Genomic DNA, 23,060 nt, shown 5'->3' with positions numbered 1-23,060 from the left:
CCTTCGACCACCGACCAGGTCAGACCGGCACAGAGCCGGTCTGACCTGCGCGGTTTTTAGCCCCGCGGCGATACCCGTTATCGTTGTGCGGTATGCCTCCATCCGGATGATCCGGATCGTGGGGCGAACCACCTCTCACTAGGACCCGGAGAGAGCATGCCTCCCAAGAAGAAGAAGGTCACGGGGCTGATCAAGCTCCAGATCCAGGCCGGTGCCGCCAACCCGGCCCCGCCGGTCGGCCCCGCGCTGGGTCAGCACGGCGTCAACATCATGGAGTTCTGCAAGGCCTACAACGCCGCGACCGAGTCGCAGCGTGGCATGGTCGTGCCGGTGGAGATCACGGTCTACGAGGACCGTTCCTTCACCTTCGTCACCAAGACCCCGCCGGCCGCGAAGCTCATCCTGAAGGCCGCGGGCGTGGAGAAGGGCTCCGGCGAGCCGCACAAGACCAAGGTCGCCAAGATCACCGAGGCGCAGGTCCGCGAGATCGCCACCACCAAGATGCCCGACCTGAACGCCAACGACCTGGACGCCGCGTCGAAGATCATCGCCGGCACCGCCCGTTCCATGGGCATCACGGTCGAGGGCTGAGCCCCAGCCCTACAAGGCACCACGTGGCAGGGCCAGGCGCTGGTCCGTACCACGACTCCACCCCACTGCATCAGGAGCAGAAGTGAAGCGCAGCAAGACTCTTCGCAACGCGGACGCGAAGATCGACCGGGAGCGGCTCTACGCCCCGCTCGAGGCCGTCCGTCTCGCCAAGGACACCGCGTCCGCCAAGTTCGACGCGACCGTCGAGGTCGCCATGCGTCTGGGTGTCGACCCGCGCAAGGCCGACCAGATGGTCCGTGGCACCGTGAACCTCCCGCACGGCACCGGTAAGACCGCCCGGGTCCTGGTCTTCGCGACCGGTGACCGTGCTGCGGCCGCGGAGGCCGCCGGCGCCGACATCGTCGGCTCGGACGAACTGATCGACGAGGTCTCCAAGGGCCGCCTGGACTTCGACGCCGTCGTCGCCACCCCGGACCTCATGGGCAAGGTCGGCCGCCTCGGCCGCGTGCTCGGTCCCCGTGGTCTGATGCCGAACCCGAAGACCGGCACCGTCACCCCGGACGTCGCCAAGGCTGTCACCGACATCAAGGGCGGCAAGATCGAGTTCCGCGTCGACAAGCACGCGAACCTCCACTTCATCATCGGCAAGGCGTCCTTCGACGACACCAAGCTGGTGGAGAACTACGCCGCGGCGCTGGAGGAGATCACCCGTCTGAAGCCGTCCGCCGCCAAGGGCCGCTACATCAAGAAGACGACGATCACCACCACCATGGGCCCCGGCATCCCGGTGGACAGCAACCGCACCCGCAACCTCCTCGTCGAGGACGAGGCCGTCTGATCGTTCCGATCGATGCCTCATAGCGCGTGACGCGTGATGTCGGGCCCCGCTTTCCGTACGGAGGGCGGGGCCCGTCGCGTTCCCGGACGACGGGCCTGACGCGTTCATAACAGGGCCTGCCGCGTGCGCTGTCGGTTGCCTGCACTACAGTCCCCTGCGAGGTCCATCGAGGAAATCAAGGGGGAGCCTCAGTGCGCACCACGCGTATAGCCGCCGCCGTCGCGGCGGGAGTTGTCATGATGGCCGGTCTGACCGCCTGCAACAGCGGCGGCGGCAAGAGCAACGGCACCGGCGGTGGCAGCGCCGGCGGCAGCAGCAACGACGCCTCGGGATCGAAGTCCCCGCTGGAGGCCGCGCTGGCCTCGCTGAAGACGGCCTCGCAGCAGACGAGCGACAAGAAGTCCGCCCAGATCGACGGCACCCAGAAGATGGGCCCGACCACGCGCACGATGAAGGGCGCGATGGACTGGTCGAACGGCATCAACATGACGCTCGATATCACCAACACCGGCGGCCCGATGGCGTCCGGCAAGCCCATGAAGGCGCTGTACACGCCCCAGGCGATGTACATGAACATGGGCATGCCGATGGGCGGCAAGAGCTGGCTCAAGTACGACTACGACGCCCTGGCCAAGAAGGGCGGTCCGGCCGGCGCCCTGATGAAGGACTCCATGCAGAACAACGACCCGGTCAAGTCGGTGAACCTGCTGATCGCTTCCGGCAAGGTGAAGGAGGCCGGCAAGGAGGACGTCCGCGGCGTCCAGGCGACCCACTACACCGGCACGGTCGACGTGGCCGAGATGGCCAAGATGCAGTCCAAGAGCCTCAGCGAGGCCGACCTGAAGGCGCTGGAGCAGCAGCTCAAGAAGATCGGTGCCACGACGGAGACCATCGACCTGTGGATCGGCCCGGACAACCTGCTCGTCAAGAAGCGTGAGCAGATGGACGGCCAGCAGGCGACGGACTCCACCGTCTTCTACTCGAACTACGGCACCAAGGTCACGGTGACCCCGCCGCCGGCCGGCGACACCATGGCGGCCCCCGGCATGTGAGCGGTGCGGCCGCGGCGGAGTGTCGCAGACGCCCCGCCGTGGCCGCCGAGCAGCCGATTTGCCTGCGCGTGGGCCGTTCCCGTACGGTGTCCCGGAAGCCAAAGACCGCTGGTTGTCTCTGCGTGTCCGGACCCGGATGCGTGGTGGCCGAAGGATCCGCTAGCTGCGGACGGCCTGCGCAGGTTGTGTGGAGAGACTCCCGGACAGTTCTCTGTTCGGTCGAGTAACGCCCCGTGCCCTGCGCCGGGGCGTTTGTGTTGCCCAGCCCCTTCTGCGCGGTCCTCATCACCCGGAAGGAGGCCGAGGCTCATGGCGAGGCCCGACAAGGTCGCAGCCGTCGACGAGATTGCCGACAAGTTCCGCAACTCGAACGCCGCTGTTGTGACCGCGTACACCGGTCTTACCGTTGCGCAGATCAAGAATCTGCGTCGTTCGCTCGGTGACAACGCTCAGTACCGTGTGGTGAAGAACACGCTGACCAAGATCGCGGCCAAGGAGGCCGGGATCTCCGCGCTGGACGAGCACCTCAGTGGCTCGACGGCCGTCGCCTTCGTTACCGGTGACCCGGTCGAGGCGGCGAAGGGTCTTCGTGACTTCGCCAAGGAGAACCAGAACCTCGTCATCAAGGGCGGTGTCCTTGACGGCAAGGCGCTCTCCGCCGACGAGATCAAGAAGCTTGCGGACCTCGAGTCCCGCGAGGTTCTGCTCAGCAAGCTGGCCGGTGCCTTCAAGGCGAAGCAGTCCCAGGCTGCCTCCGTCTTCCAGGCGCTGCCGTCGAAGCTCGTCCGCACCGTGGACGCGCTGCGCGCCAAGCAGGCCGAGCAGGGCGGTGCCGAGTAATTCGGCTCGCGTCATGATCCGCGCCGTCCCGGCGCGGGTTGCAGCGGGCCGCACGCCCGCCGAAATGTACATCCGGCACCAGCCGATTTAGTGGAAGGACCGCCACCATGGCGAAGCTCACCCAGGACGAGCTCCTTGAGCAGTTCGAAGGCATGACCCTCATCGAGCTCTCCGAGTTCGTGAAGGCCTTCGAGGAGAAGTTCGACGTCACCGCCGCCGCCGCTGCCCCGGTCGTCGTCGCCGGCGGTGCCGCCGGTGGCGCCGCTGCCGAGGCCGAGGAGGAGAAGGACGAGTTCGACGTCATCCTCACCGGCGCCGGCGACAAGAAGATCCAGGTCATCAAGGTCGTGCGCGAGCTGACCTCCCTCGGCCTGAAGGAGGCCAAGGACCTGGTCGACGGCACCCCGAAGCCGGTTCTGGAGAAGGTCGCCAAGGACGCCGCCGAGAAGGCCGCCGAGGCCCTCAAGGGCGCCGGCGCCTCCGTCGAGGTCAAGTGACCTCGCTGAGTCTCCGACTCCCGTCCCGACGCGCCTGAGGGCGTAACGCGGACACCGCGAAGGGCGATCACCCATACGGGTGGTCGCCCTTCCGCGTCCCCGCCCCGGCTGCACCGTCCCGCGCCGGAGTGCGAGTATGGTGATCTTCGTTGTCCGGACGCACCTCCATGTGACGATCTCCCAGAGGCGGGGGGCCTTGACGAACCGGACGCGGCGCGCAATTCTCGGGACGCGACACGGAAGCGGTCCAGGGTCCGAGGCATGGATCGCCGACGAAGAGGGAAGCATCGGTGTGCGCCACTGGCGCAAGGGCTTTCGGCAGGCGCAGGGCATTGGGCGAAGTGAAGAACAACGAGGGGCTCCTCCGTCACGGAGGGGATGACCTCCCGGAGGGAGAAGATCGGGACGCGGTGCGGTACCGGTCTCCGGAAACTCGCTCTGGACATCAGTGGGCCATGTGGCTACACTGACCCTTTGCGCTGCCTGTTAGCTGCTCCCTGCCCGTCACCAGGGGCATGCCCGAGCCCGAGTGAAGCCGAATGAACCGCCCTGACCTGGGCTTCTCGACCGCTTTGCTCGATTCGGGACCGGTACGCGCGTAGTGAGTCCGAGCCCTCGGAAGGACCCCCTCTTGGCCGCCTCGCGCAACGCCTCGACTGCCAATACGAACAACGGCGACAGCACCGCCCCGCTGCGCATCTCCTTTGCGAAGATCAAGGAGCCCCTCGGGGTTCCGAACCTCCTTGCGCTGCAGACCGAAAGCTTCGACTGGCTGCTCGGCAATGCCGCATGGAAGGGTCGCGTCGAGGCTGCGCTGGAGAGTGGGCAGGAAGTCCCCACCAAGTCCGGTCTGGAAGAGATCTTCGAAGAGATCTCCCCGATCGAGGACTTCTCCGGGTCGATGTCGCTGACGTTCCGCGACCACCGCTTCGAGCCTCCGAAGAACTCCATCGACGAGTGCAAGGAGCGTGACTTCACGTACGCCGCTCCGCTGTTCGTCACCGCGGAGTTCACCAACAACGAGACCGGCGAGATCAAGTCCCAGACGGTCTTCATGGGCGACTTCCCGCTCATGACCAACAAGGGCACCTTCGTCATCAACGGCACCGAGCGTGTCGTGGTGTCGCAGCTCGTCCGCTCGCCGGGTGTGTACTTCGACAGCTCGATCGACAAGACGTCCGACAAGGACATCTTCTCCGCCAAGATCATCCCGTCCCGGGGTGCCTGGCTGGAGATGGAGATCGACAAGCGCGACATGGTCGGTGTCCGCATCGACCGCAAGCGCAAGCAGTCCGTCACCGTCCTGCTCAAGGCGCTCGGCTGGACCACCGAGCAGATCCTCGAGGAGTTCGGCGAGTACGAGTCGATGCGCGCCACCCTGGAGAAGGACCACACCCAGGGCCAGGACGACGCGCTGCTCGACATCTACCGCAAGCTGCGCCCGGGCGAGCCCCCGACGCGTGAGGCCGCGCAGACGCTGCTGGAGAACCTCTACTTCAACCCCAAGCGCTACGACCTCGCCAAGGTCGGCCGCTACAAGGTCAACAAGAAGCTCGGCGGCGACGAGCCGCTGGACGCCGGCGTGCTCACCGTCGACGACGTCATCGCCACCATCAAGTACCTGGTCAAGCTGCACGCCGGCGAGACCGAGACGACCGGCGAGAACGGCAACACCATCGTTGTCGAGACCGACGACATCGACCACTTCGGCAACCGCCGCCTGCGCAACGTCGGCGAGCTGATCCAGAACCAGGTCCGTACGGGTCTCGCCCGTATGGAGCGCGTCGTGCGTGAGCGCATGACCACCCAGGACGTCGAGGCGATCACGCCGCAGACCCTGATCAACATCCGGCCGGTCGTCGCCTCCATCAAGGAGTTCTTCGGCACCAGTCAGCTGTCCCAGTTCATGGACCAGACCAACCCGCTGTCGGGTCTGACCCACAAGCGCCGTCTGTCGGCGCTGGGCCCGGGTGGTCTCTCCCGTGAGCGGGCCGGTCTGGACGTCCGTGACGTGCACCCGTCGCACTACGGCCGCATGTGCCCGATCGAGACGCCCGAAGGCCCGAACATCGGTCTGATCGGCTCGCTCGCGTCCTACGGCCGGGTCAACGTCTTCGGCTTCATCGAGACCCCGTACCGCAAGGTCGTCGACGGTCAGGTCACCGACCAGGTGGACTACCTCACCGCCGATGAGGAAGACCGCTACCTGATCGCCCAGGCGAACGCCAAGCTCACCGAGGACCTGCGGTTCGCCGAGGGCCGTGTGCTGGTCCGCCGGCGTGGCGGCGAGGTCGACCTCGTCCCCGCCGACGAGGTGCACTACATGGACGTCTCGCCGCGCCAGATGGTGTCGGCCGCGACCGCCATGATCCCCTTCCTCGAGCACGACGACGCCAACCGCGCGCTCATGGGATCGAACATGATGCGCCAGGCCGTTCCGCTGATCAAGGCGGAGTCGCCGCTGGTCGGCACCGGCATGGAGTACCGCTGCGCGGTCGACGCCGGCGACGTCATCAAGGCCGAGAAGAACGGTGTGGTCCAGGAGGTCTCCGCGGACTACATCACCGTCGCCAACGACGACGGCACGTACACCACGTACCGCGTCGCCAAGTTCACCCGCTCCAACCAGGGCACCTCCTTCAACCAGAAGGTCGTCGTGGACGAGGGCGCGCGGGTCATCGAGGGCCAGGTCCTCGCCGACGGTCCGTCCACGGACGAGGGCGAGATGGCGCTCGGCAAGAACCTCCTCGTGGCGTTCATGCCGTGGGAGGGCCACAACTACGAGGACGCGATCATCCTGTCGCAGCGCCTCGTGCAGGACGACGTCCTCTCCTCGATCCACATCGAGGAGCACGAGGTCGACGCCCGTGACACCAAGCTCGGCCCCGAGGAGATCACCCGGGACATCCCGAACGTCTCCGAGGAGGTCCTCTCCGACCTCGACGAGCGCGGCATCATCCGCATCGGTGCCGAGGTCGTCGCCGGCGACATCCTCGTCGGCAAGGTCACGCCCAAGGGCGAGACCGAGCTGACCCCCGAGGAGCGCCTGCTCCGCGCGATCTTCGGTGAGAAGGCGCGCGAGGTGCGCGACACCTCGCTGAAGGTGCCGCACGGCGAGATCGGCAAGGTCATCGGCGTCCGCGTCTTCGACCGCGAGGAGGGCGACGAGCTGCCCCCGGGCGTGAACCAGCTGGTCCGCGTCTACGTCGCACAGAAGCGCAAGATCACCGACGGTGACAAGCTCGCCGGCCGCCACGGCAACAAGGGCGTCATCTCGAAGATCCTGCCGGTCGAGGACATGCCGTTCATGGAGGACGGCACCCCGGTCGACATCATCCTCAACCCGCTGGGTGTCCCGTCCCGAATGAACCCGGGACAGGTCCTGGAGATCCACCTCGGCTGGCTCGCCAGCCAGGGCTGGGACGTCTCCAGCCTCGGTGACGAGTGGGCCCAGCGTCTGCAGGTCATCGGCGCCGACCAGGTCGAGCCGCGCACCAACGTCGCGACCCCGGTCTTCGACGGTGCCCGCGAGGACGAGCTGGCCGGTCTGCTGGAGAACACCCGCCCGAACCGCGACGGCGACCGCATGGTCCTCCCGTCCGGCAAGGCGCGGCTGTTCGACGGCCGCTCCGGTGAGCCGTTCCCGGACCCGATCTCGGTCGGGTACATGTACATCCTCAAGCTGCACCACCTGGTCGACGACAAGCTGCACGCCCGCTCGACCGGTCCGTACTCGATGATCACCCAGCAGCCGCTGGGTGGTAAGGCTCAGTTCGGTGGCCAGCGCTTCGGTGAGATGGAGGTGTGGGCGCTGGAGGCTTACGGCGCCGCGTACGCCCTCCAGGAGCTGCTGACGATCAAGTCCGACGACGTCACCGGCCGCGTGAAGGTCTACGAGGCCATCGTCAAGGGCGAGAACATTCCCGAGCCCGGCATCCCCGAGTCCTTCAAGGTGCTCATCAAGGAGATGCAGTCCCTGTGCCTCAACGTGGAGGTGCTGTCCTCGGACGGCATGTCCATCGAGATGCGCGACACCGACGAGGACGTCTTCCGCGCTGCGGAGGAGCTCGGCATCGACCTGTCCCGGCGCGAGCCGAGCAGCGTCGAAGAGGTCTGACGGGAGTTCGGCCGGGGAGCCCGTGAGGGTTCCCCGGCCGGCCCCAAGACCCCCGTTTCAGACCCCAAGACTTACAACCCTGAGAGGGATTGACGCATAGTGCTCGACGTCAACTTCTTCGATGAGCTCCGGATCGGTCTGGCTACCGCTGACGACATCCGTCAGTGGAGCCACGGCGAGGTCAAGAAGCCCGAGACCATCAACTACCGCACCCTCAAGCCCGAGAAGGACGGCCTCTTCTGCGAGAAGATCTTCGGCCCCACCCGGGACTGGGAGTGCTACTGCGGTAAGTACAAGCGCGTCCGCTTCAAGGGCATCATCTGCGAGCGCTGCGGCGTCGAGGTCACTCGCGCCAAGGTGCGCCGTGAGCGGATGGGCCACATCGAGCTGGCCGCGCCCGTCACCCACATCTGGTACTTCAAGGGCGTGCCGAGCCGGCTGGGCTACCTGCTGGACCTCGCGCCCAAGGACCTCGAGAAGGTCATCTACTTCGCCGCGTACATGATCACGTACGTGGACGAGGAGCGCCGCACCCGCGACCTGCCCTCGCTGGAGGCGCACGTCTCCGTCGAGCGCCAGCAGATCGAGAACCGCCGCGACTCCGACCTGGAGGCCCGCGCCAAGAAGCTCGAGACCGACCTGGCCGAGCTGGAGGCCGAGGGCGCCAAGGCGGACGCCCGCCGCAAGGTGCGCGAGGGCGCCGAGCGCGAGATGAAGCAGCTGCGCGACCGCGCGCAGCGCGAGATCGACCGCCTCGACGAGGTCTGGAACCGCTTCAAGAACCTCAAGGTCCAGGACCTGGAGGGCGACGAGCTGCTCTACCGCGAGCTGCGGGACCGCTTCGGCACGTACTTCGACGGTTCGATGGGTGCCGCTGCCCTGCAGAAGCGCCTGGAGACCTTCGACCTGGAGGAGGAGGCCGAGCGCCTCCGCGAGATCATCCGGACCGGCAAGGGCCAGAAGAAGACCCGTGCGCTCAAGCGCCTGAAGGTCGTCTCCGCCTTCCTGCAGACCCGCAACAGCCCCAAGGGCATGGTGCTGGACTGCATCCCGGTGATCCCGCCGGACCTGCGTCCGATGGTGCAGCTGGACGGTGGCCGCTTCGCGACCTCCGACCTGAACGACCTGTACCGCCGCGTGATCAACCGCAACAACCGCCTGAAGCGGCTTCTCGACCTCGGCGCGCCCGAGATCATCGTGAACAACGAGAAGCGCATGCTCCAGGAGGCCGTCGACGCGCTCTTCGACAACGGCCGTCGTGGCCGCCCGGTCACGGGCCCCGGCAACCGTCCGCTGAAGTCGCTGTCCGACATGCTCAAGGGCAAGCAGGGCCGCTTCCGTCAGAACCTGCTCGGTAAGCGCGTCGACTACTCGGCCCGTTCCGTCATCGTCGTCGGCCCGCAGCTCAAGCTGCACCAGTGCGGTCTGCCCAAGGCCATGGCGCTGGAGCTGTTCAAGCCGTTCGTGATGAAGCGCCTGGTGGACCTGAACCACGCGCAGAACATCAAGTCGGCCAAGCGCATGGTCGAGCGCGGCCGCACCGTCGTGTACGACGTCCTCGAAGAGGTCATCGCCGAGCACCCGGTGCTGCTGAACCGTGCGCCCACCCTGCACCGCCTCGGCATCCAGGCGTTCGAGCCGCAGCTGGTCGAGGGCAAGGCCATCCAGATCCACCCGCTCGTCTGCACCGCGTTCAACGCGGACTTCGACGGTGACCAGATGGCCGTGCACCTGCCGCTGTCCGCGGAGGCGCAGGCCGAGGCCCGCATCCTGATGCTGTCCTCGAACAACATCCTCAAGCCGGCCGACGGCCGTCCGGTCACCATGCCGACCCAGGACATGGTGCTGGGCCTCTTCTTCCTCACCACGGACGAAGAGGAGCGCGAGGTCAAGGGCGAGGGCCGCTCGTTCGCCTCGGTCTCCGAAGCGATCATGGCTTTCGACGCCCGCGAGCTCTCGCTGCAGGCGAAGGTCGACATCCGCTTCCCGATCGGCACCGTGCCGCCGCGCGGCTGGACCCCGCCGGCCCCCGTCGAGGGCGAGCCGGAGTGGCAGCAGGGCGACAGCTTCCGGCTGCGGACGACCCTGGGCCGCGCGCTCTTCAACGAGCTGCTGCCCGAGGACTACCCGTTCGTCGACTACTCGGTGGGCAAGAAGCAGCTCTCCGCGATCGTCAACGACCTGGCCGAGCGCTACCCGAAGGTCATCGTGGCGGCGACGCTCGACAACCTGAAGGCGGCCGGCTTCTACTGGGCCACCCGCTCCGGCGTCACCGTCGCCGTCTCCGACATCGTCGTGCCGGAGGCCAAGAAGGCGATCGTCTCCGGCTACGAGGCCCAGGACGAGAAGGTCCAGAAGCAGTACGAGCGTGGCCTGATCACCAAGGACGAGCGCACGCAGGAACTCATCAACATCTGGACCAAGGCGACCAACGAGGTTGCCGAGGCGATGAATGAGAACTTCCCGAAGACCAACCCCATCTTCATGATGGTGGACTCGGGTGCGCGCGGAAACATGATGCAGATGCGTCAGATCGCCGGTATGCGTGGTCTGGTGTCGAACGCCAAGAACGAGACCATCCCGCGTCCGATCAAGGCGTCCTTCCGCGAGGGCCTGTCCGTGCTGGAGTACTTCATCTCCACCCACGGTGCCCGTAAGGGTCTGGCGGACACCGCCCTGCGTACCGCCGACTCCGGCTACCTCACCCGTCGTCTGGTCGACGTCTCCCAGGACGTCATCATTCGCGAGGAGGACTGTGGCACCGAGCGCGGCCTCAAGCTGCGGATCGGTTCGAAGGGCGCGGACGGCATCCTGCGCAAGGCGGACGACGTCGAGTCCTCCGTGTACGCGCGGATGCTCGCCGAGGACGTCGTGGTGGACGGCAAGGTCGTCGCACCGGCCAACGTCGACCTCGGTGACGTGCTGATCGACCAGCTGATCGCGCACGGCGTGGAGGAGGTCAAGACCCGCTCGGTCCTGACCTGTGAGTCCGCGGTCGGTACCTGTGCGTACTGCTACGGCCGTTCGCTGGCCACCGGCAAGCTGGTCGACATCGGTGAGGCGGTCGGCATCATCGCCGCCCAGTCCATCGGTGAGCCCGGCACCCAGCTGACGATGCGTACCTTCCACACCGGTGGTGTGGCCGGTGACGACATCACCCTGGGTCTGCCGCGTGTCGTCGAGCTCTTCGAGGCCCGTACGCCCAAGGGTGTCGCCCCGATCTCGGAGGCGGCCGGCCGCGTCCGCATCGAGGAGACCGAGAAGACCAAGAAGGTCATCGTCACGCCGGACGACGGCAGCGACGAGACGGCCTACCCCGTCTCCAAGCGCGCCCGCATGCTGGTGTCCGAGGGTGACCACGTCGAGGTCGGCCAGCCGCTGACCGTCGGTGCGATCAACCCGCACGACGTGCTGCGGATCCTCGGCCAGCGTGCCGTCCAGGTCCACCTGGTCGGCGAGGTCCAGAAGGTCTACAACAGCCAGGGCGTGGCGATCCACGACAAGCACATCGAGATCATCATCCGGCAGATGCTGCGCCGCGTGACGATCATCGAGTCCGGCGACGCGGAGCTGCTGCCGGGCGAGCTGGTGGAGCGCTCGAAGTTCGAGGGCGAGAACCGTCGCGTGGTGGCGGAAGGCGGCCACCCGGCCTCCGGCCGTCCGCAGCTGATGGGTATCACCAAGGCTTCGCTGGCGACGGAATCCTGGCTGTCGGCCGCCTCCTTCCAGGAGACGACCCGAGTCCTGACGGACGCGGCGATCAACGCCAAGTCCGACAGCCTCATCGGCCTCAAGGAGAACGTCATCATCGGTAAGCTCATCCCGGCCGGTACGGGCCTGTCCCGCTACCGCAACATCCGGGTCGAGCCCACCGAGGAGGCCAAGGCAGCGATGTACTCGGCCGTCGGTTACGACGACATCGACTACTCGCCCTTCGGCACCGGCTCCGGCCAGGCGGTCCCGCTGGAGGACTACGACTACGGTCCGTACAACCAGTAAGCCGGGTACGGCTGGTAAGGCCGTACGCGCCTGAACAGGGCGGTCACCCCACCGGGGTGGCCGCCCTGCGGCGTTCGGCGGGCCGCGGGAACTTGTTCTCCCATTGCCGCGTCTGTGATGAGAGGATGGGGACAACTGTTGAGCGGGGGGAGGTTCGCGACATGGCATTCCAGCCGTGGCAGGGTGGGCAGCCCGCGCAGAACCCGTATCAGGTGCCTGCCATGCGGGCCTCGCACGCCGATCGCGAGCGCGCGGTCGACGTGTTGAAGGCGGGCTTCGCCGAGGGGCGCCTCGCACAGGCCGAGTACGAGCAGCGGATGGGCCGGGCCTATCAGGCACAGACCCACGCCGAGCTCCAGATGCTGGTCGCCGATCTTCCGCAGGGCCCGGTGCCGCAGGCGCAGTTCACGCCGCGACCGGCGGTGCCCGCTACGTTTCTCCCGCAGATGCCGATGCCGCAGCCCACCAACGGCTCCGCCACGGGCGCCCTGGTCTGCGGGCTGATAGCCCCGTTCACCTGGGGACTGACGTCGATCCCCGCGGTGATCCTGGGGCACAAGGCGCGGGCCGAGATCCGGCGGACGGGGGAGCGGGGCGACGGCCAGGCCGTCGCCGGGCTGGTGCTCGGCTGGCTCGGGATCGGTGCCTGGGCCCTGTTCTTCCTGGTGATGGCGTTGCTGGCGGTGACCCGCGCCTGACGGGTGTGTGCCTTCTTCCGTAGGACCGTGGTTCCCACTACGGTGGCCGCATCGCCGGCCGAGTCCGGCGTGTCCTTCGCGTGTGCATTTGTTTTGACCGCAGCCCATGCGCTAGGTACGCTCTGACCTTGTGCCTGGGGTGTCCCTGGGCTGCCGTGCGCGCCTTCTCCCACCATTCCGGCCGGAGAGTCCCGGCAGCGCGGAAGCCGGGTATTGACACCGCAATCTGCCGCCCCCTCGTTCCAGCGAGGCCGGTCTGCAGTATTCGACACACCCGACCGCGTGGGTCGGGAAATGTTCCAGGTTAGCTTTACCGAGACTGGCACACAGAAACCGGAGAAGTAGTGCCTACGATCCAGCAGCTGGTCCGCAAGGGCCGGCAGGACAAGGTCGAGAAGAACAAGACGCCCGCACTCGAGGGTTCGCCCCAGCGCCGCGGCGTCTGCACGCGTGTGTTCACGACCACCCCGAAGAAGCCGAACTCGGCCCTGCGTAAGGTCGCGCGTGTGCGTCTGACCAGTGGGATCGAGGTCACCGCTTACATTCCGGGTGAGGGCCACAACCTCCAGGAGCACTCGATCGTGCTCGTGCGTGGCGGCCGTGTGAAGGACCTGCCGGGTGTTCGGTACAAGATCATCCGCGGCTCCCTCGACACGCAGGGCGTCAAGAACCGCAAGCAGGCTCGCAGCCGCTACGGCGCCAAGAAGGAGAAGTAAGAATGCCTCGTAAGGGCCCCGCCCCGAAGCGCCCGGTCATCATCGACCCGGTTTACGGCTCCCCCCTGGTGACCTCCCTCATCAACAAGGTGCTGCTGAACGGCAAGCGCTCCACCGCCGAGCGCATCGTCTACGGCGCCATGGAGGGTCTGCGTGAGAAGACGGGCACCGACCCGGTCATCACGCTGAAGCGCGCGCTGGAGAACATCAAGCCGACCCTCGAGGTCAAGTCCCGCCGTGTCGGTGGTGCGACCTACCAGGTCCCGGTCGAGGTCAAGCCCGGCCGCGCCGCCACCCTCTCGCTCCGCTGGCTCGTGGGTTACTCCCGCGCCCGCCGCGAGAAGACCATGACCGAGCGCCTCATGAACGAACTGCTCGACGCCTCCAACGGCCTCGGCGCTTCGGTCAAGAAGCGTGAGGACACGCACAAGATGGCCGAGTCCAACAAGGCCTTCGCGCACTACCGCTGGTAGTCGCAACCCACATCGAGACCGAGAGAAGACTGAGCCACTATGGCTACCACTTCGCTTGACCTGGCCAAGGTCCGCAACATCGGGATCATGGCCCACATCGACGCGGGCAAGACGACCACCACCGAGCGGATCCTGTTCTACACCGGTGTTTCGTACAAGATCGGTGAAGTCCACGACGGCGCTGCCACGATGGACTGGATGGAGCAGGAGCAGGAGCGCGGCATCACGATCACATCTGCCGCGACGACCTGCCACTGGCCGCTGGACAACGTCGACAACACCATCAACATCATCGACACCCCGGGCCACGTCGACTTCACCGTCGAGGTGGAGCGTTCGCTGCGCGTGCTCGACGGTGCGGTGACGGTGTTCGACGGCGTTGCCGGTGTCGAGCCCCAGTCCGAGACCGTTTGGCGTCAGGCGGACCGCTACGGCGTGCCGCGCATCTGCTTCGTCAACAAGCTCGACCGCACGGGTGCCGAGTTCCACCGCTGCGTCGACATGATCACGGATCGCCTGGGCGCGACCCCGATCGTGATGCAGCTCCCGATCGGCACCGAGGCCGACTTCAAGGGCGTCGTGGACCTGGTCCGCATGAAGGCCCTGGTCTGGTCCGCCGAGGCCGCCAAGGGCGAGATGTACGACACCGTCGACATCCCGGACACCCACATCGAGGCCGCCGACGAATGGCGCGGCAAGCTCCTCGAGACCGTGGCCGAGAACGACGAAGAGATCATGGAGCTGTACCTGGAGGGCCAGGAGCCCACCGTGGACCAGCTCTACGCCGCGATCCGTCGTATCACCATCGCCTCCGGCAAGGCCGACGTCACCACCGTCACCCCGGTGTTCTGCGGTACCGCGTTCAAGAACAAGGGCGTGCAGCCCCTGCTCGACGCGGTCGTGCGCTACCTCCCCTCCCCGCTGGACGTCGAGGCCATCGAGGGCCACGCGGTCGGCAACCCGGACGAGGTCGTCAAGCGCAAGCCGTCCGAGGACGAGCCGCTGTCCGCCCTGGCGTTCAAGATTGCGAGCGACCCCCACCTGGGCAAGCTCACCTTCATCCGCGTCTACTCGGGTCGCCTTGAGGCCGGCTCGCAGGTGCAGAACTCGGTGAAGGGCAAGAAGGAGCGCATCGGCAAGATCTACCGGATGCACGCGAACAAGCGTGAGGAGATCGACTCGGTGGGTGCCGGCGACATCGTCGCCGTCATGGGTCTGAAGCAGACCACCACCGGTGAGACCCTCTGCGACGCGGGCGCCCCGGTGATCCTGGAGTCGATGGAGTTCCCGGCCCCGGTCATCCAGGTCGCCATCGAGCCCAAGTCCAAGGGCGACCAGGAGAAGCTGGGTGTCGCCATCCAGCGCCTGGCCGAAGAGGACCCCTCGTTCCAGGTGCACACCGACGAGGAGACCGGCCAGACCATCATCGCGGGTATGGGCGAGCTGCACCTCGACGTGCTGGTCGACCGTATGAAGCGTGAGTTCCGGGTCGAGGCCAACGTCGGCAAGCCGCAGGTCGCGTACCGCGAGACCCTGCGCAAGCCGGTCGAGCGTCTCGACTACACGCACAAGAAGCAGACTGGTGGTTCCGGCCAGTTCGCGAAGGTGCAGATCGCGCTCGAGCCGCTCGAGGGCGACGGGTACGAGTTCGAGAACAAGGTCACCGGTGGCCGCATCCCGCGGGAGTACATCCCGTCCGTGGACGCGGGCTGCCAGGAGGCCATGGAGTTCGGTGTGCTCGCCGGTTACCCGCTGACCGGTGTCAAGGTCACGCTCCTCGACGGCGCCTTCCACGAGGTCGACTCGTCGGAAATGGCGTTCAAGATCGCCGGCTCGATGGCCTTCAAGGAGGCCGCCCGCAAGGCCAGCCCGGCCCTGCTCGAGCCGATGATGAAGGTCGAGGTCACCACGCCCGAGGACTACATGGGCGACGTGATCGGCGACATCAACTCCCGCCGTGGACAGATCCAGTCCATGGAGGACCGCGCCGGCGCCAAGCTCGTCACGGGCCTGGTTCCGCTCTCGGAGATGTTCGGCTACGTCGGAGACCTCCGCAGCAAGACGTCGGGTCGCGCGAGCTACTCGATGCAGTTCGACTCCTACGCCGAGGTTCCCCGGAACGTCGCCGAGGAGATCATCGCGAAGGCCAAGGGCGAGTAACTCACCCGTCGAGTTCACGCTCTAGGCTTGACTCCGGTGCCTGTCGGGGCGTTCCACCGCAAACCGTGGCGGAACGCCCCCGGGCCCGGGCTATCCAGCAAAGATCACCTGGCGCCGATGAGTAAGGCGTACAGAACCACTCCACAGGAGGACCCCAGTGGCGAAGGCGAAGTTCGAGCGGACTAAGCCGCACGTCAACATCGGCACCATCGGTCACATCGACCACGGTAAGACGACCCTCACGGCCGCCATTACCAAGGTGCTGCACGACGCGTACCCGGACCTGAACGAGGCCTCGGCCTTCGACCAGATCGACAAGGCTCCTGAGGAGCGCCAGCGCGGTATCACCATCTCCATCGCGCACGTCGAGTACCAGACCGAGACGCGTCACTACGCCCACGTCGACTGCCCCGGTCACGCGGACTACATCAAGAACATGATCACCGGTGCCGCCCAGATGGACGGCGCGATCCTGGTGGTCGCCGCCACCGACGGCCCGATGCCGCAGACCAAGGAGCACGTGCTCCTGGCCCGCCAGGTCGGCGTTCCGTACATCGTCGTCGCCCTGAACAAGGCCGACATGGTGGACGACGAGGAGATCCTGGAGCTCGTCGAGCTCGAGGTCCGTGAGCTCCTCAACGAGTACGAGTTCCCCGGCGACGAGGTTCCGGTCGTCAAGGTCTCCGCTCTGAAGGCCCTCGAGGGCGACAAGGAGTGGGGCAACTCCGTCCTCGAGCTGATGAAGGCCGTCGACGAGTCGATCCCGCAGCCGGAGCGCGACGTCGACAAGCCGTTCCTGATGCCGATCGAGGACGTCTTCACGATCACCGGTCGTGGCACCGTCGTCACCGGCCGCATCGAGCGTGGTGTCCTGAAGGTCAACGAGACCGTCGACATCATCGGCATCAAGAACGAGAAGACCTCGACCACCGTCACCGGTATCGAGATGTTCCGCAAGCTGCTCGACGAGGGCCAGGCCGGTGAGAACGTCGGTCTGCTGCTCCGCGGCATCAAGCGCGAGGACGTCGAGCGCGGCCAGGTCATCATCAAGCCGGGCTCGGTCACCCCGCACACCGAGTTCGAGGCGCAGGCCTACATCCTGTCCAAGGACGAGGGTGGCCGCCACACGCCGTTCTTCAACAACTACCGTCCGCAGTTCTACTTCCGTACGACTGACGTGACCGGTGTTGTGACCCTCCCCGAGGGCACCGAGATGGTCATGCCGGGCGACAACACCGAGATGTCCGTCCAGCTGATCCAGCCGGTCGCCATGGAGGAGGGCCTGAAGTTCGCCATCCGTGAGGGTGGCCGGACCGTCGGCGCCGGCCAGGTCACCAAGATCAACAAGTAATTGCTGATCCGGTCGACCCGGTAGCTCCCCGGAGCATCTGAGAGGCCCCGCTCACCGCCAGGTGGGCGGGGCTTCTTGACAGCTGGGGCCCGATTGGCCTTACGCATCCCGGGTATGGCACACTGTCCAGGTTGCTCGGTTGAGTGCCGATGCTGCGCGCCTCCCGCCGGGGGGACCGGAAGCGAGTCCCAGGTATTCGTCGCCTCTTCTCAGGGGCGGAAGTACGGGAATCTTCCGGGAAGTGTCAGCGGGGTGCCTCGGCCAGGCGCCCGGTGGGTGGTCTTCCCCCACGTTCTCCTCCTCGAGGGATCTCTCCTGCGGAGATTTACGAGAAGGAGCGCGACACGCCCGACCGCGTGGGTCGGAGAAGAGCAGTGGCCTCACCGGGTCCCAGAGCGTTACGAGAGACAGGACTACGAAGTAGCCATGGCGGGACAGAAGATCCGCATCCGGCTCAAGGCCTACGACCACGAGGTCATCGACTCCTCGGCGAAGAAGATCGTCGAGACGGTGACCCGTACTGGTGCGTCGGTCGCGGGCCCGGTGCCGCTGCCCACTGAGAAGAACGTGTACTGCGTCATCAAGTCGCCGCACAAGTACAAGGACTCGCGCGAGCACTTCGAGATGCGCACGCACAAGCGCCTGATCGACATTCTCGACCCGACGCCGAAGACCGTTGACTCCCTGATGCGACTCGACCTCCCGGCCGGTGTCGACATCGAGATCAAGCTCTGAGGGCCGGTGATCTGAGAATGGCTAAGCAGATCAAGGGGCTCCTGGGCGAGAAGCTCGGCATGACGCAGGTGTGGGACGAGAACAACCGTGTTGTTCCGGTCACCGTCGTCAAGGCCGGGCCCTGCGTCGTGACCCAGGTGCGCACCAATGACCAGGACGGCTACGACTCCGTCCAGATCGCCTTCGGCGAGATCGACCCGCGCAAGGTGAACAAGCCCCTCAAGGGCCACTTCGCGAAGGCCGACGTCACCCCCCGTCGCCACCTCGTCGAGGTCCGTACCGCCGACGCGAGCGAGTACACCCTCGGCCAGGAGCTGAGCGCCGACGTCTTCGAGGCGGGCGTGAAGGTGGACGTGACCGGCAAGAGCAAGGGCAAGGGCTTCGCCGGTGTCATGAAGCGTCACGGCTTCGGCGGTGGCAAGGCTTCGCACGGTGCCCACCGCGTGCACCGCAAGCCGGGCTCCATCGGTGGCTGCGCCACCCCGGGCCGCGTGTTCAAGGGCATGCGGATGGCCGGCCGTATGGGCAATGAGCGGGTCACCACCCAGAACCTGACCGTCCACGCCGTTGACGCGGAGAAGGGTCTGCTGCTCATCAAGGGCGCAGTTCCTGGTCCGAACGGCGGCCTCGTCCTGGTCCGTACCGCGGCCAAGGGGGCCTGAGGTAACCGATGAGCACCATTGACATCCTTTCGCCGGCTGGCGACAAGGCCGGGTCCGTCGAGCTCCCCGCGGAGATCTTCGACGCGAAGGTCAGCGTTCCGCTGATCCACCAGGTCGTCGTCGCGCAGCTGGCCGCTGCCCGTCAGGGCACGCACAAGACCAAGACCCGCGGCGAGGTCCGCGGCGGTGGCAAGAAGCCTTACCGCCAGAAGGGCACCGGCCGCGCGCGCCAGGGTTCGACCCGTGCGCCGCAGTTCGCCGGCGGTGGCGTCGTCCACGGCCCCGTGCCGCGTGACTACAGCCAGCGGACCCCGAAGAAGATGAAGGCCGCCGCGCTGCGCGGTGCCCTCACCGACCGGGCCCGCCACAGCCGTATCCACGTCGTCTCCGGCGTGGTCGACGGCGCGGTGTCCACCAAGGCCGCCAAGGGCCTGCTCGGCAAGATCAGCGACCGTAAGAACGTCCTGCTGGTCGCCGAGCGCTCCGACGAGGCCGCGTGGCTGTCCGCCCGTAACCTGCCCCAGGTGCACATCCTGGAGCCGGGCCAGCTGAACACGTACGACGTGCTCGTCTCCGACGACGTGGTCTTCACCAAGGCCGCCTTCGAGTCCTTCGTGTCTGGCCCCAAGGCCGTTGAGACCGAAGGGAGCGACGCCTGATGACTGAGGCCGTCGTCACCAGCAAGACCTTCACGGACCCGCGTGACGTCCTCGTCAAGCCGGTTGTTTCCGAGAAGAGCTACGCGCTGCTGGACGAGAACAAGTACACGTTCATCGTCGCGCCCGGCGCGAACAAGACCCAGATCAAGCAGGCCGTCGAGGCGGTCTTCTCGGTCAAGGTCACCGGGGTCAACACGATCAACCGGCAGGGCAAGCGCAAGCGCACCCGCACCGGTTTCGGTAAGCGCGCCAACACCAAGCGTGCCATCGTGACCCTCGCCGAGGGCGACCGTATCGACATCTTCGGCGGTCCGACCGCCTGACGGCGGTCCGGATCGTCCGAAATCGGACGAGGACTGAGAAATGGGTATCCGCAAGTACAAGCCGACGACCCCGGGCCGTCGTGGCTCCAGCGTCGCCGACTTTGTCGAGATCACGCGGTCCACGCCGGAGAAGTCGCTGGTCCGCCCGCTGCACAGCAAGGGCGGCCGTAACAACGCCGGTCGTGTGACCGTTCGCCACCAGGGCGGTGGCCACAAGCGCGCCTACCGAGTGATCGACTTCCGTCGTCACGACAAGGACGGCGTGCCGGCCAAGGTCGCGCACATCGAGTACGACCCCAACCGCACCGCGCGCATCGCGCTCCTGCACTACGCGGACGGCGAGAAGCGCTACATCATCGCCCCGCGCGGCCTGAAGCAGGGTGACCGGATCGAGAACGGCGCTGGCGCCGACATCAAGCCGGGCAACAACCTGCCGCTGCGCAACATCCCGGTCGGTACGACCATCCACGCCATCGAGCTGCGGCCCGGCGGCGGCGCGAAGTTCGCCCGCTCCGCGGGTGCCTCCGTGCAGCTGCTGGCGCGGGAGGGCTCCATGGCCCACCTGCGTATGCCGTCCGGCGAGATCCGCCTGGTCGACGTCCGCTGCCGCGCCACTGTCGGCGAGGTCGGCAACGCCGAGCAGTCGAACATCAACTGGGGCAAGGCCGGCCGCATGCGCTGGAAGGGCGTCCGCCCGACCGTGCGTGGTGTCGTGATGAACCCGGTCGACCACCCGCACGGTGGTGGTGAGGGCAAGACCTCCGGTGGTCGCCACCCGGTCTCGCCCTGGGGCAAGAAGGAGGGTCGTACTCGCTCGCCGAAGAAGGCCAGCAACAAGTACATCGTCCGCCGCCGCAAGACGAACAAGAAGCGCTAGGAGCGGGTTTAGATGCCGCGCAGTCTCAAGAAGGGGCCCTTCGTCGACGACCACCTCGCCAAGAAGGTGGATGTCCAGAACGAAGCCGGCACCAAGAACGTCATCAAGACCTGGTCCCGCCGCTCGATGATCGTCCCGGCCATGCTCGGCCACACGATCGCGGTGCACGACGGCCGCAAGCACGTCCCGGTGTTCGTCACCGAGTCGATGGTCGGCCACAAGCTCGGCGAGTTTGCGCCGACCCGCACCTTCCGTGGCCACGAGAAGGACGACCGCAAGTCGCGTCGTCGCTGATCGACCGGAGTGCGAAGACTATGACTGACACCGAAGGGACAACCATGGAAGCCAGGGCCCAGGCGCGGTACATCCGCGTCACGCCCATGAAGGCCCGCCGCGTGGTGGACCTTATCCGTGGCATGGATGCCACGGAGGCTCAGGCGGTCCTGCGTTTCGCCCCGCAGGCCGCGAGCGTGCCGGTGGGCAAGGTGCTGGACAGCGCCATTGCCAACGCCGCGCACAACTACGACCACACGGACTCCTCCACGCTGTTCGTCAGCGAGGCGTACGTGGACGAGGGCCCGACCCTGAAGCGGTTCCGTCCGCGCGCCCAGGGCCGTGCCTACCGGATCCGCAAGCGGACCAGCCACATCACCGTGGTCGTCAGCAGCAAGGAAGGAACCCGGTAATGGGCCAGAAGGTAAACCCGCACGGGTTCCGGCTCGGTGTGACCACGGACTTCAAGTCCCGCTGGTACGCCGACAAGCTGTACAAGGACTACGTCAAGGAAGACGTCGCCATTCGTCGCATGATGACGAAGGGCATGGAGCGCGCCGGTATCTCCAAGGTGGAGATCGAGCGCACCCGTGAGCGCGTCCGCGTTGACATCCACACCGCTCGCCCGGGCATCGTCATCGGCCGCCGCGGCGCCGAGGCCGACCGCATCCGCGGTGAGCTGGAGAAGCTGACCGGCAAGCAGGTCCAGCTGAACATCCTCGAGGTCAAGAACCCCGAGACCGATGCTCAGCTCGTGGCCCAGGCCGTCGCCGAGCAGCTGTCCTCCCGCGTCTCCTTCCGTCGCGCCATGCGCAAGAGCATGCAGTCGACGATGAAGGCCGGCGCCAAGGGCATCAAGATCCAGTGTGGTGGCCGTCTCGGCGGCGCCGAGATGTCCCGCTCGGAGTTCTACCGCGAGGGCCGTGTGCCCCTGCACACGCTCCGCGCGAACGTCGACTACGGCTTCTTCGAGGCCAAGACCACCTTCGGCCGGATCGGCGTGAAGGTCTGGATCTACAAGGGCGACGTGAAGAACATCGCCGAGGTGCGTGCCGAGAACGCCGCCGCCCGTGCGGGTAACCGCCCGGCCCGCGGTGGTGGCGCCGAGCGCCCGCGCCGCGGTGGCGAGCGTGGCGGTCGCGGCCGCAAGCCGCAGCAGCAGGCTCCCGCCGCCGAGGCCCCCAAGGCCGAGGCCGCTGCCGCTGCTCCGGCGGAGAACCCTGGAACGGAGGGCTGACCGACATGCTGATCCCTCGCAGGGTCAAGCACCGCAAGCAGCACCACCCGAAGCGGAACGGTATGGCCAAGGGCGGTACCGAGCTGGCCTTCGGTGAGTACGGCATTCAGGCCGTGACCGCGGCCTACGTGACGAACCGGCAGATCGAGTCCGCTCGTATCGCCATGACCCGTCACATCAAGCGTGGCGGCAAGGTGTGGATCAACATCTACCCGGACCGTCCGCTGACGAAGAAGCCGGCCGAGACCCGCATGGGTTCCGGTAAGGGTTCGCCGGAGTGGTGGATCGCGAACGTCAAGCCCGGTCGGGTGATGTTCGAGCTGTCTTTCCCGAACGAAAAGGTTGCCAAGGAGGCGCTGACCCGCGCCGCCCACAAGCTTCCGATGAAGTGCCGCATCGTGCGGCGCGAGGCAGGTGAGTCGTGATGGCGGCCGGTACCAAGGCGACCGAGCTGCGCGAGCTGAACAACGAGGACCTCGTTGCCAAGCTTCGTGAGGCCAAGGAGGAGCTGTTCAACCTCCGCTTCCAGGCGGCGACCGGACAGCTCGAGAACCACGGCCGGCTGAAGGCCGTCCGGAAGGACATCGCCCGGATCTACACCCTGATGCGGGAGCGCGAGCTCGGCATCGAGACGGTGGAGAGCGCCTGATGAGCGAGAAGAATGTGACTGAGACGAACGAGCGCGGTTTCCGCAAGACCCGTGAGGGTCTGGTCGTCAGCGACAAGATGGACAAGACCGTCGTCGTCGCCGTCGAGGACCGCGTCAAGCACGCGCTGTACGGCAAGGTCATCCGCCGTACCAACAAGCTCAAGGCGCACGACGAGCAGAACGCTGCCGGTGTCGGCGACCGCGTCCTCCTGATGGAGACCCGGCCGCTGTCCGCCACCAAGCGCTGGCGCATCGTCGAGATCCTCGAGAAGGCCAAGTAAATCCCTCCTGGGGGGACCCCCCAGGAACAGTTCCGCCAGGCTCGGCAGGGGCTGACGTCCCGTAAGGGACG

Annotated in this window: 23 protein-coding genes; all 23 read left to right on the top strand. The window is 66.7% G+C overall.

Features of this window, described 5'->3' with window-relative positions; all coding sequences use genetic code 11:
* Positions 1-156 precede the first annotated feature (156 nt).
* The 23 genes from rplK (at position 157) to rpsQ (ending at position 22,989) form a co-directional block, all read left to right on the top strand.
* Complete coding sequence (gene rplK, locus B073_RS0114270) at positions 157-591, top strand: 50S ribosomal protein L11 (RefSeq protein ID WP_016571043.1); 435 nt, start codon at positions 157-159, stop codon at positions 589-591.
* A gap of 82 nt (positions 592-673) precedes the next feature.
* Positions 674-1,390, top strand: a complete 717-nt coding sequence (rplA, locus tag B073_RS0114265; protein ID WP_018538768.1) for a 50S ribosomal protein L1 — start codon at positions 674-676, stop codon at positions 1,388-1,390.
* A 236-nt stretch (positions 1,391-1,626) separates the two neighbouring features.
* Positions 1,627-2,442: a hypothetical protein gene (locus tag B073_RS0114260; protein ID WP_018538767.1), complete on the top strand. Its 816-nt coding sequence runs from the start codon at positions 1,627-1,629 to the stop codon at positions 2,440-2,442.
* A 309-nt stretch (positions 2,443-2,751) separates the two neighbouring features.
* The gene (gene rplJ / locus B073_RS0114255; protein WP_018538766.1) at positions 2,752-3,282 is read left to right on the top strand and encodes a 50S ribosomal protein L10; all 531 of its coding nucleotides are present in this window, start codon (positions 2,752-2,754) and stop codon (positions 3,280-3,282) included.
* Between the two features lie 107 nt (positions 3,283-3,389).
* Complete coding sequence (gene rplL / locus B073_RS0114250) at positions 3,390-3,779, top strand: 50S ribosomal protein L7/L12 (RefSeq protein ID WP_018538765.1); 390 nt, start codon at positions 3,390-3,392, stop codon at positions 3,777-3,779.
* Between the two features lie 631 nt (positions 3,780-4,410).
* On the top strand, positions 4,411-7,896 hold the full coding sequence (gene rpoB, locus B073_RS0114245) for a DNA-directed RNA polymerase subunit beta (protein WP_018538764.1): 3,486 nt from the start codon (positions 4,411-4,413) through the stop codon (positions 7,894-7,896).
* Between the two features lie 99 nt (positions 7,897-7,995).
* The gene (locus tag B073_RS0114240) at positions 7,996-11,895 is read left to right on the top strand and encodes a DNA-directed RNA polymerase subunit beta' (protein ID WP_018538763.1); all 3,900 of its coding nucleotides are present in this window, start codon (positions 7,996-7,998) and stop codon (positions 11,893-11,895) included.
* 221 nt (positions 11,896-12,116) lie between these two features.
* Positions 12,117-12,593 carry a DUF4190 domain-containing protein gene (locus tag B073_RS0114235; RefSeq protein WP_018538762.1) on the top strand — a complete coding sequence of 159 codons (477 nt, stop codon included), beginning with the start codon at positions 12,117-12,119 and terminating at the stop codon, positions 12,591-12,593.
* A 344-nt stretch (positions 12,594-12,937) separates the two neighbouring features.
* Positions 12,938-13,309, top strand: coding sequence for a 30S ribosomal protein S12 (gene rpsL, locus B073_RS0114230; protein WP_003948652.1), 372 nt, complete (start codon positions 12,938-12,940; stop codon positions 13,307-13,309).
* A gap of 2 nt (positions 13,310-13,311) precedes the next feature.
* Positions 13,312-13,782, top strand: a complete 471-nt coding sequence (gene rpsG, locus B073_RS0114225; protein ID WP_018538761.1) for a 30S ribosomal protein S7 — start codon at positions 13,312-13,314, stop codon at positions 13,780-13,782.
* 39 nt (positions 13,783-13,821) lie between these two features.
* Positions 13,822-15,942, top strand: a complete 2,121-nt coding sequence (gene fusA, locus B073_RS0114220) for an elongation factor G (RefSeq protein WP_018538760.1) — start codon at positions 13,822-13,824, stop codon at positions 15,940-15,942.
* 157 nt (positions 15,943-16,099) lie between these two features.
* Entirely contained in the window at positions 16,100-17,293 is a 1,194-nt protein-coding gene (gene tuf, locus B073_RS0114215) for an elongation factor Tu (RefSeq protein ID WP_018538759.1), read from the top strand.
* A 426-nt stretch (positions 17,294-17,719) separates the two neighbouring features.
* The gene (gene rpsJ / locus B073_RS0114210) at positions 17,720-18,028 is read left to right on the top strand and encodes a 30S ribosomal protein S10 (RefSeq protein ID WP_003948644.1); all 309 of its coding nucleotides are present in this window, start codon (positions 17,720-17,722) and stop codon (positions 18,026-18,028) included.
* Positions 18,029-18,045: 17 nt separating this feature from the next.
* Positions 18,046-18,690, top strand: coding sequence for a 50S ribosomal protein L3 (gene rplC, locus B073_RS0114205; RefSeq protein ID WP_018538758.1), 645 nt, complete (start codon positions 18,046-18,048; stop codon positions 18,688-18,690).
* Positions 18,691-18,698: 8 nt separating this feature from the next.
* The gene (gene rplD / locus B073_RS0114200) at positions 18,699-19,349 is read left to right on the top strand and encodes a 50S ribosomal protein L4 (RefSeq protein ID WP_018538757.1); all 651 of its coding nucleotides are present in this window, start codon (positions 18,699-18,701) and stop codon (positions 19,347-19,349) included.
* Positions 19,349-19,672, top strand: coding sequence for a 50S ribosomal protein L23 (rplW, locus tag B073_RS0114195; protein ID WP_018538756.1), 324 nt, complete (start codon positions 19,349-19,351; stop codon positions 19,670-19,672). Before rplD ends, rplW begins: the two co-directional genes overlap by 1 nt.
* Before the next feature lie 40 nt (positions 19,673-19,712).
* Positions 19,713-20,549, top strand: coding sequence for a 50S ribosomal protein L2 (gene rplB, locus B073_RS0114190; RefSeq protein ID WP_018538755.1), 837 nt, complete (start codon positions 19,713-19,715; stop codon positions 20,547-20,549).
* 12 nt (positions 20,550-20,561) lie between these two features.
* Positions 20,562-20,843 carry a 30S ribosomal protein S19 gene (gene rpsS, locus B073_RS0114185; RefSeq protein ID WP_004571826.1) on the top strand — a complete coding sequence of 94 codons (282 nt, stop codon included), beginning with the start codon at positions 20,562-20,564 and terminating at the stop codon, positions 20,841-20,843.
* Positions 20,844-20,887: 44 nt separating this feature from the next.
* The gene (rplV, locus tag B073_RS0114180) at positions 20,888-21,235 is read left to right on the top strand and encodes a 50S ribosomal protein L22 (RefSeq protein WP_018538754.1); all 348 of its coding nucleotides are present in this window, start codon (positions 20,888-20,890) and stop codon (positions 21,233-21,235) included.
* A complete protein-coding gene (rpsC, locus tag B073_RS0114175; protein ID WP_018538753.1) occupies positions 21,235-22,059 on the top strand; it encodes a 30S ribosomal protein S3 in 825 nt (274 codons plus the stop codon). The genes rplV and rpsC overlap by 1 nt, the downstream gene beginning before the upstream one ends.
* A gap of 5 nt (positions 22,060-22,064) precedes the next feature.
* Positions 22,065-22,484, top strand: coding sequence for a 50S ribosomal protein L16 (gene rplP / locus B073_RS0114170; RefSeq protein ID WP_016571059.1), 420 nt, complete (start codon positions 22,065-22,067; stop codon positions 22,482-22,484).
* Positions 22,484-22,708 carry a 50S ribosomal protein L29 gene (gene rpmC, locus B073_RS0114165; RefSeq protein ID WP_004950453.1) on the top strand — a complete coding sequence of 75 codons (225 nt, stop codon included), beginning with the start codon at positions 22,484-22,486 and terminating at the stop codon, positions 22,706-22,708. The genes rplP and rpmC overlap by 1 nt, the downstream gene beginning before the upstream one ends.
* Positions 22,708-22,989 (top strand): 30S ribosomal protein S17, encoded by a 282-nt coding sequence (gene rpsQ / locus B073_RS0114160; RefSeq protein ID WP_006604882.1) that lies wholly within the window; start codon positions 22,708-22,710, stop codon positions 22,987-22,989. Before rpmC ends, rpsQ begins: the two co-directional genes overlap by 1 nt.
* Positions 22,990-23,060: the final 71 nt, after the last annotated feature.

The organism is Streptomyces sp. MspMP-M5 (assembly GCF_000373585.1).
Lineage (GTDB): Bacteria > Actinomycetota > Actinomycetes > Streptomycetales > Streptomycetaceae > Streptomyces.
The sequence above is the reverse complement of the archived record's forward strand: the minus strand, read 5'-3'. Positions and strand labels throughout refer to the sequence as shown.

Coding starts and splice junctions, on each gene's coding strand:
- rplK (WP_016571043.1), top strand. CDS start 157: ATGCCTCCCAAGAAGAAGAAGGTCACGGGGCTGATCAAGCTCCAGATC.
- B073_RS0114260 (WP_018538767.1), top strand. CDS start 1,627: ATGATGGCCGGTCTGACCGCCTGCAACAGCGGCGGCGGCAAGAGCAAC.
- rplJ (WP_018538766.1), top strand. CDS start 2,752: ATGGCGAGGCCCGACAAGGTCGCAGCCGTCGACGAGATTGCCGACAAG.
- rplL (WP_018538765.1), top strand. CDS start 3,390: ATGGCGAAGCTCACCCAGGACGAGCTCCTTGAGCAGTTCGAAGGCATG.
- B073_RS0114235 (WP_018538762.1), top strand. CDS start 12,117: ATGCGGGCCTCGCACGCCGATCGCGAGCGCGCGGTCGACGTGTTGAAG.
- rpsG (WP_018538761.1), top strand. CDS start 13,312: ATGCCTCGTAAGGGCCCCGCCCCGAAGCGCCCGGTCATCATCGACCCG.
- fusA (WP_018538760.1), top strand. CDS start 13,822: ATGGCTACCACTTCGCTTGACCTGGCCAAGGTCCGCAACATCGGGATC.
- rpsJ (WP_003948644.1), top strand. CDS start 17,720: ATGGCGGGACAGAAGATCCGCATCCGGCTCAAGGCCTACGACCACGAG.
- rplC (WP_018538758.1), top strand. CDS start 18,046: ATGGCTAAGCAGATCAAGGGGCTCCTGGGCGAGAAGCTCGGCATGACG.
- rplD (WP_018538757.1), top strand. CDS start 18,699: ATGAGCACCATTGACATCCTTTCGCCGGCTGGCGACAAGGCCGGGTCC.
- rplW (WP_018538756.1), top strand. CDS start 19,349: ATGACTGAGGCCGTCGTCACCAGCAAGACCTTCACGGACCCGCGTGAC.
- rplB (WP_018538755.1), top strand. CDS start 19,713: ATGGGTATCCGCAAGTACAAGCCGACGACCCCGGGCCGTCGTGGCTCC.
- rpsS (WP_004571826.1), top strand. CDS start 20,562: ATGCCGCGCAGTCTCAAGAAGGGGCCCTTCGTCGACGACCACCTCGCC.
- rplV (WP_018538754.1), top strand. CDS start 20,888: ATGGAAGCCAGGGCCCAGGCGCGGTACATCCGCGTCACGCCCATGAAG.
- rpsC (WP_018538753.1), top strand. CDS start 21,235: ATGGGCCAGAAGGTAAACCCGCACGGGTTCCGGCTCGGTGTGACCACG.
- rplP (WP_016571059.1), top strand. CDS start 22,065: ATGCTGATCCCTCGCAGGGTCAAGCACCGCAAGCAGCACCACCCGAAG.
- rpmC (WP_004950453.1), top strand. CDS start 22,484: ATGGCGGCCGGTACCAAGGCGACCGAGCTGCGCGAGCTGAACAACGAG.
- rpsQ (WP_006604882.1), top strand. CDS start 22,708: ATGAGCGAGAAGAATGTGACTGAGACGAACGAGCGCGGTTTCCGCAAG.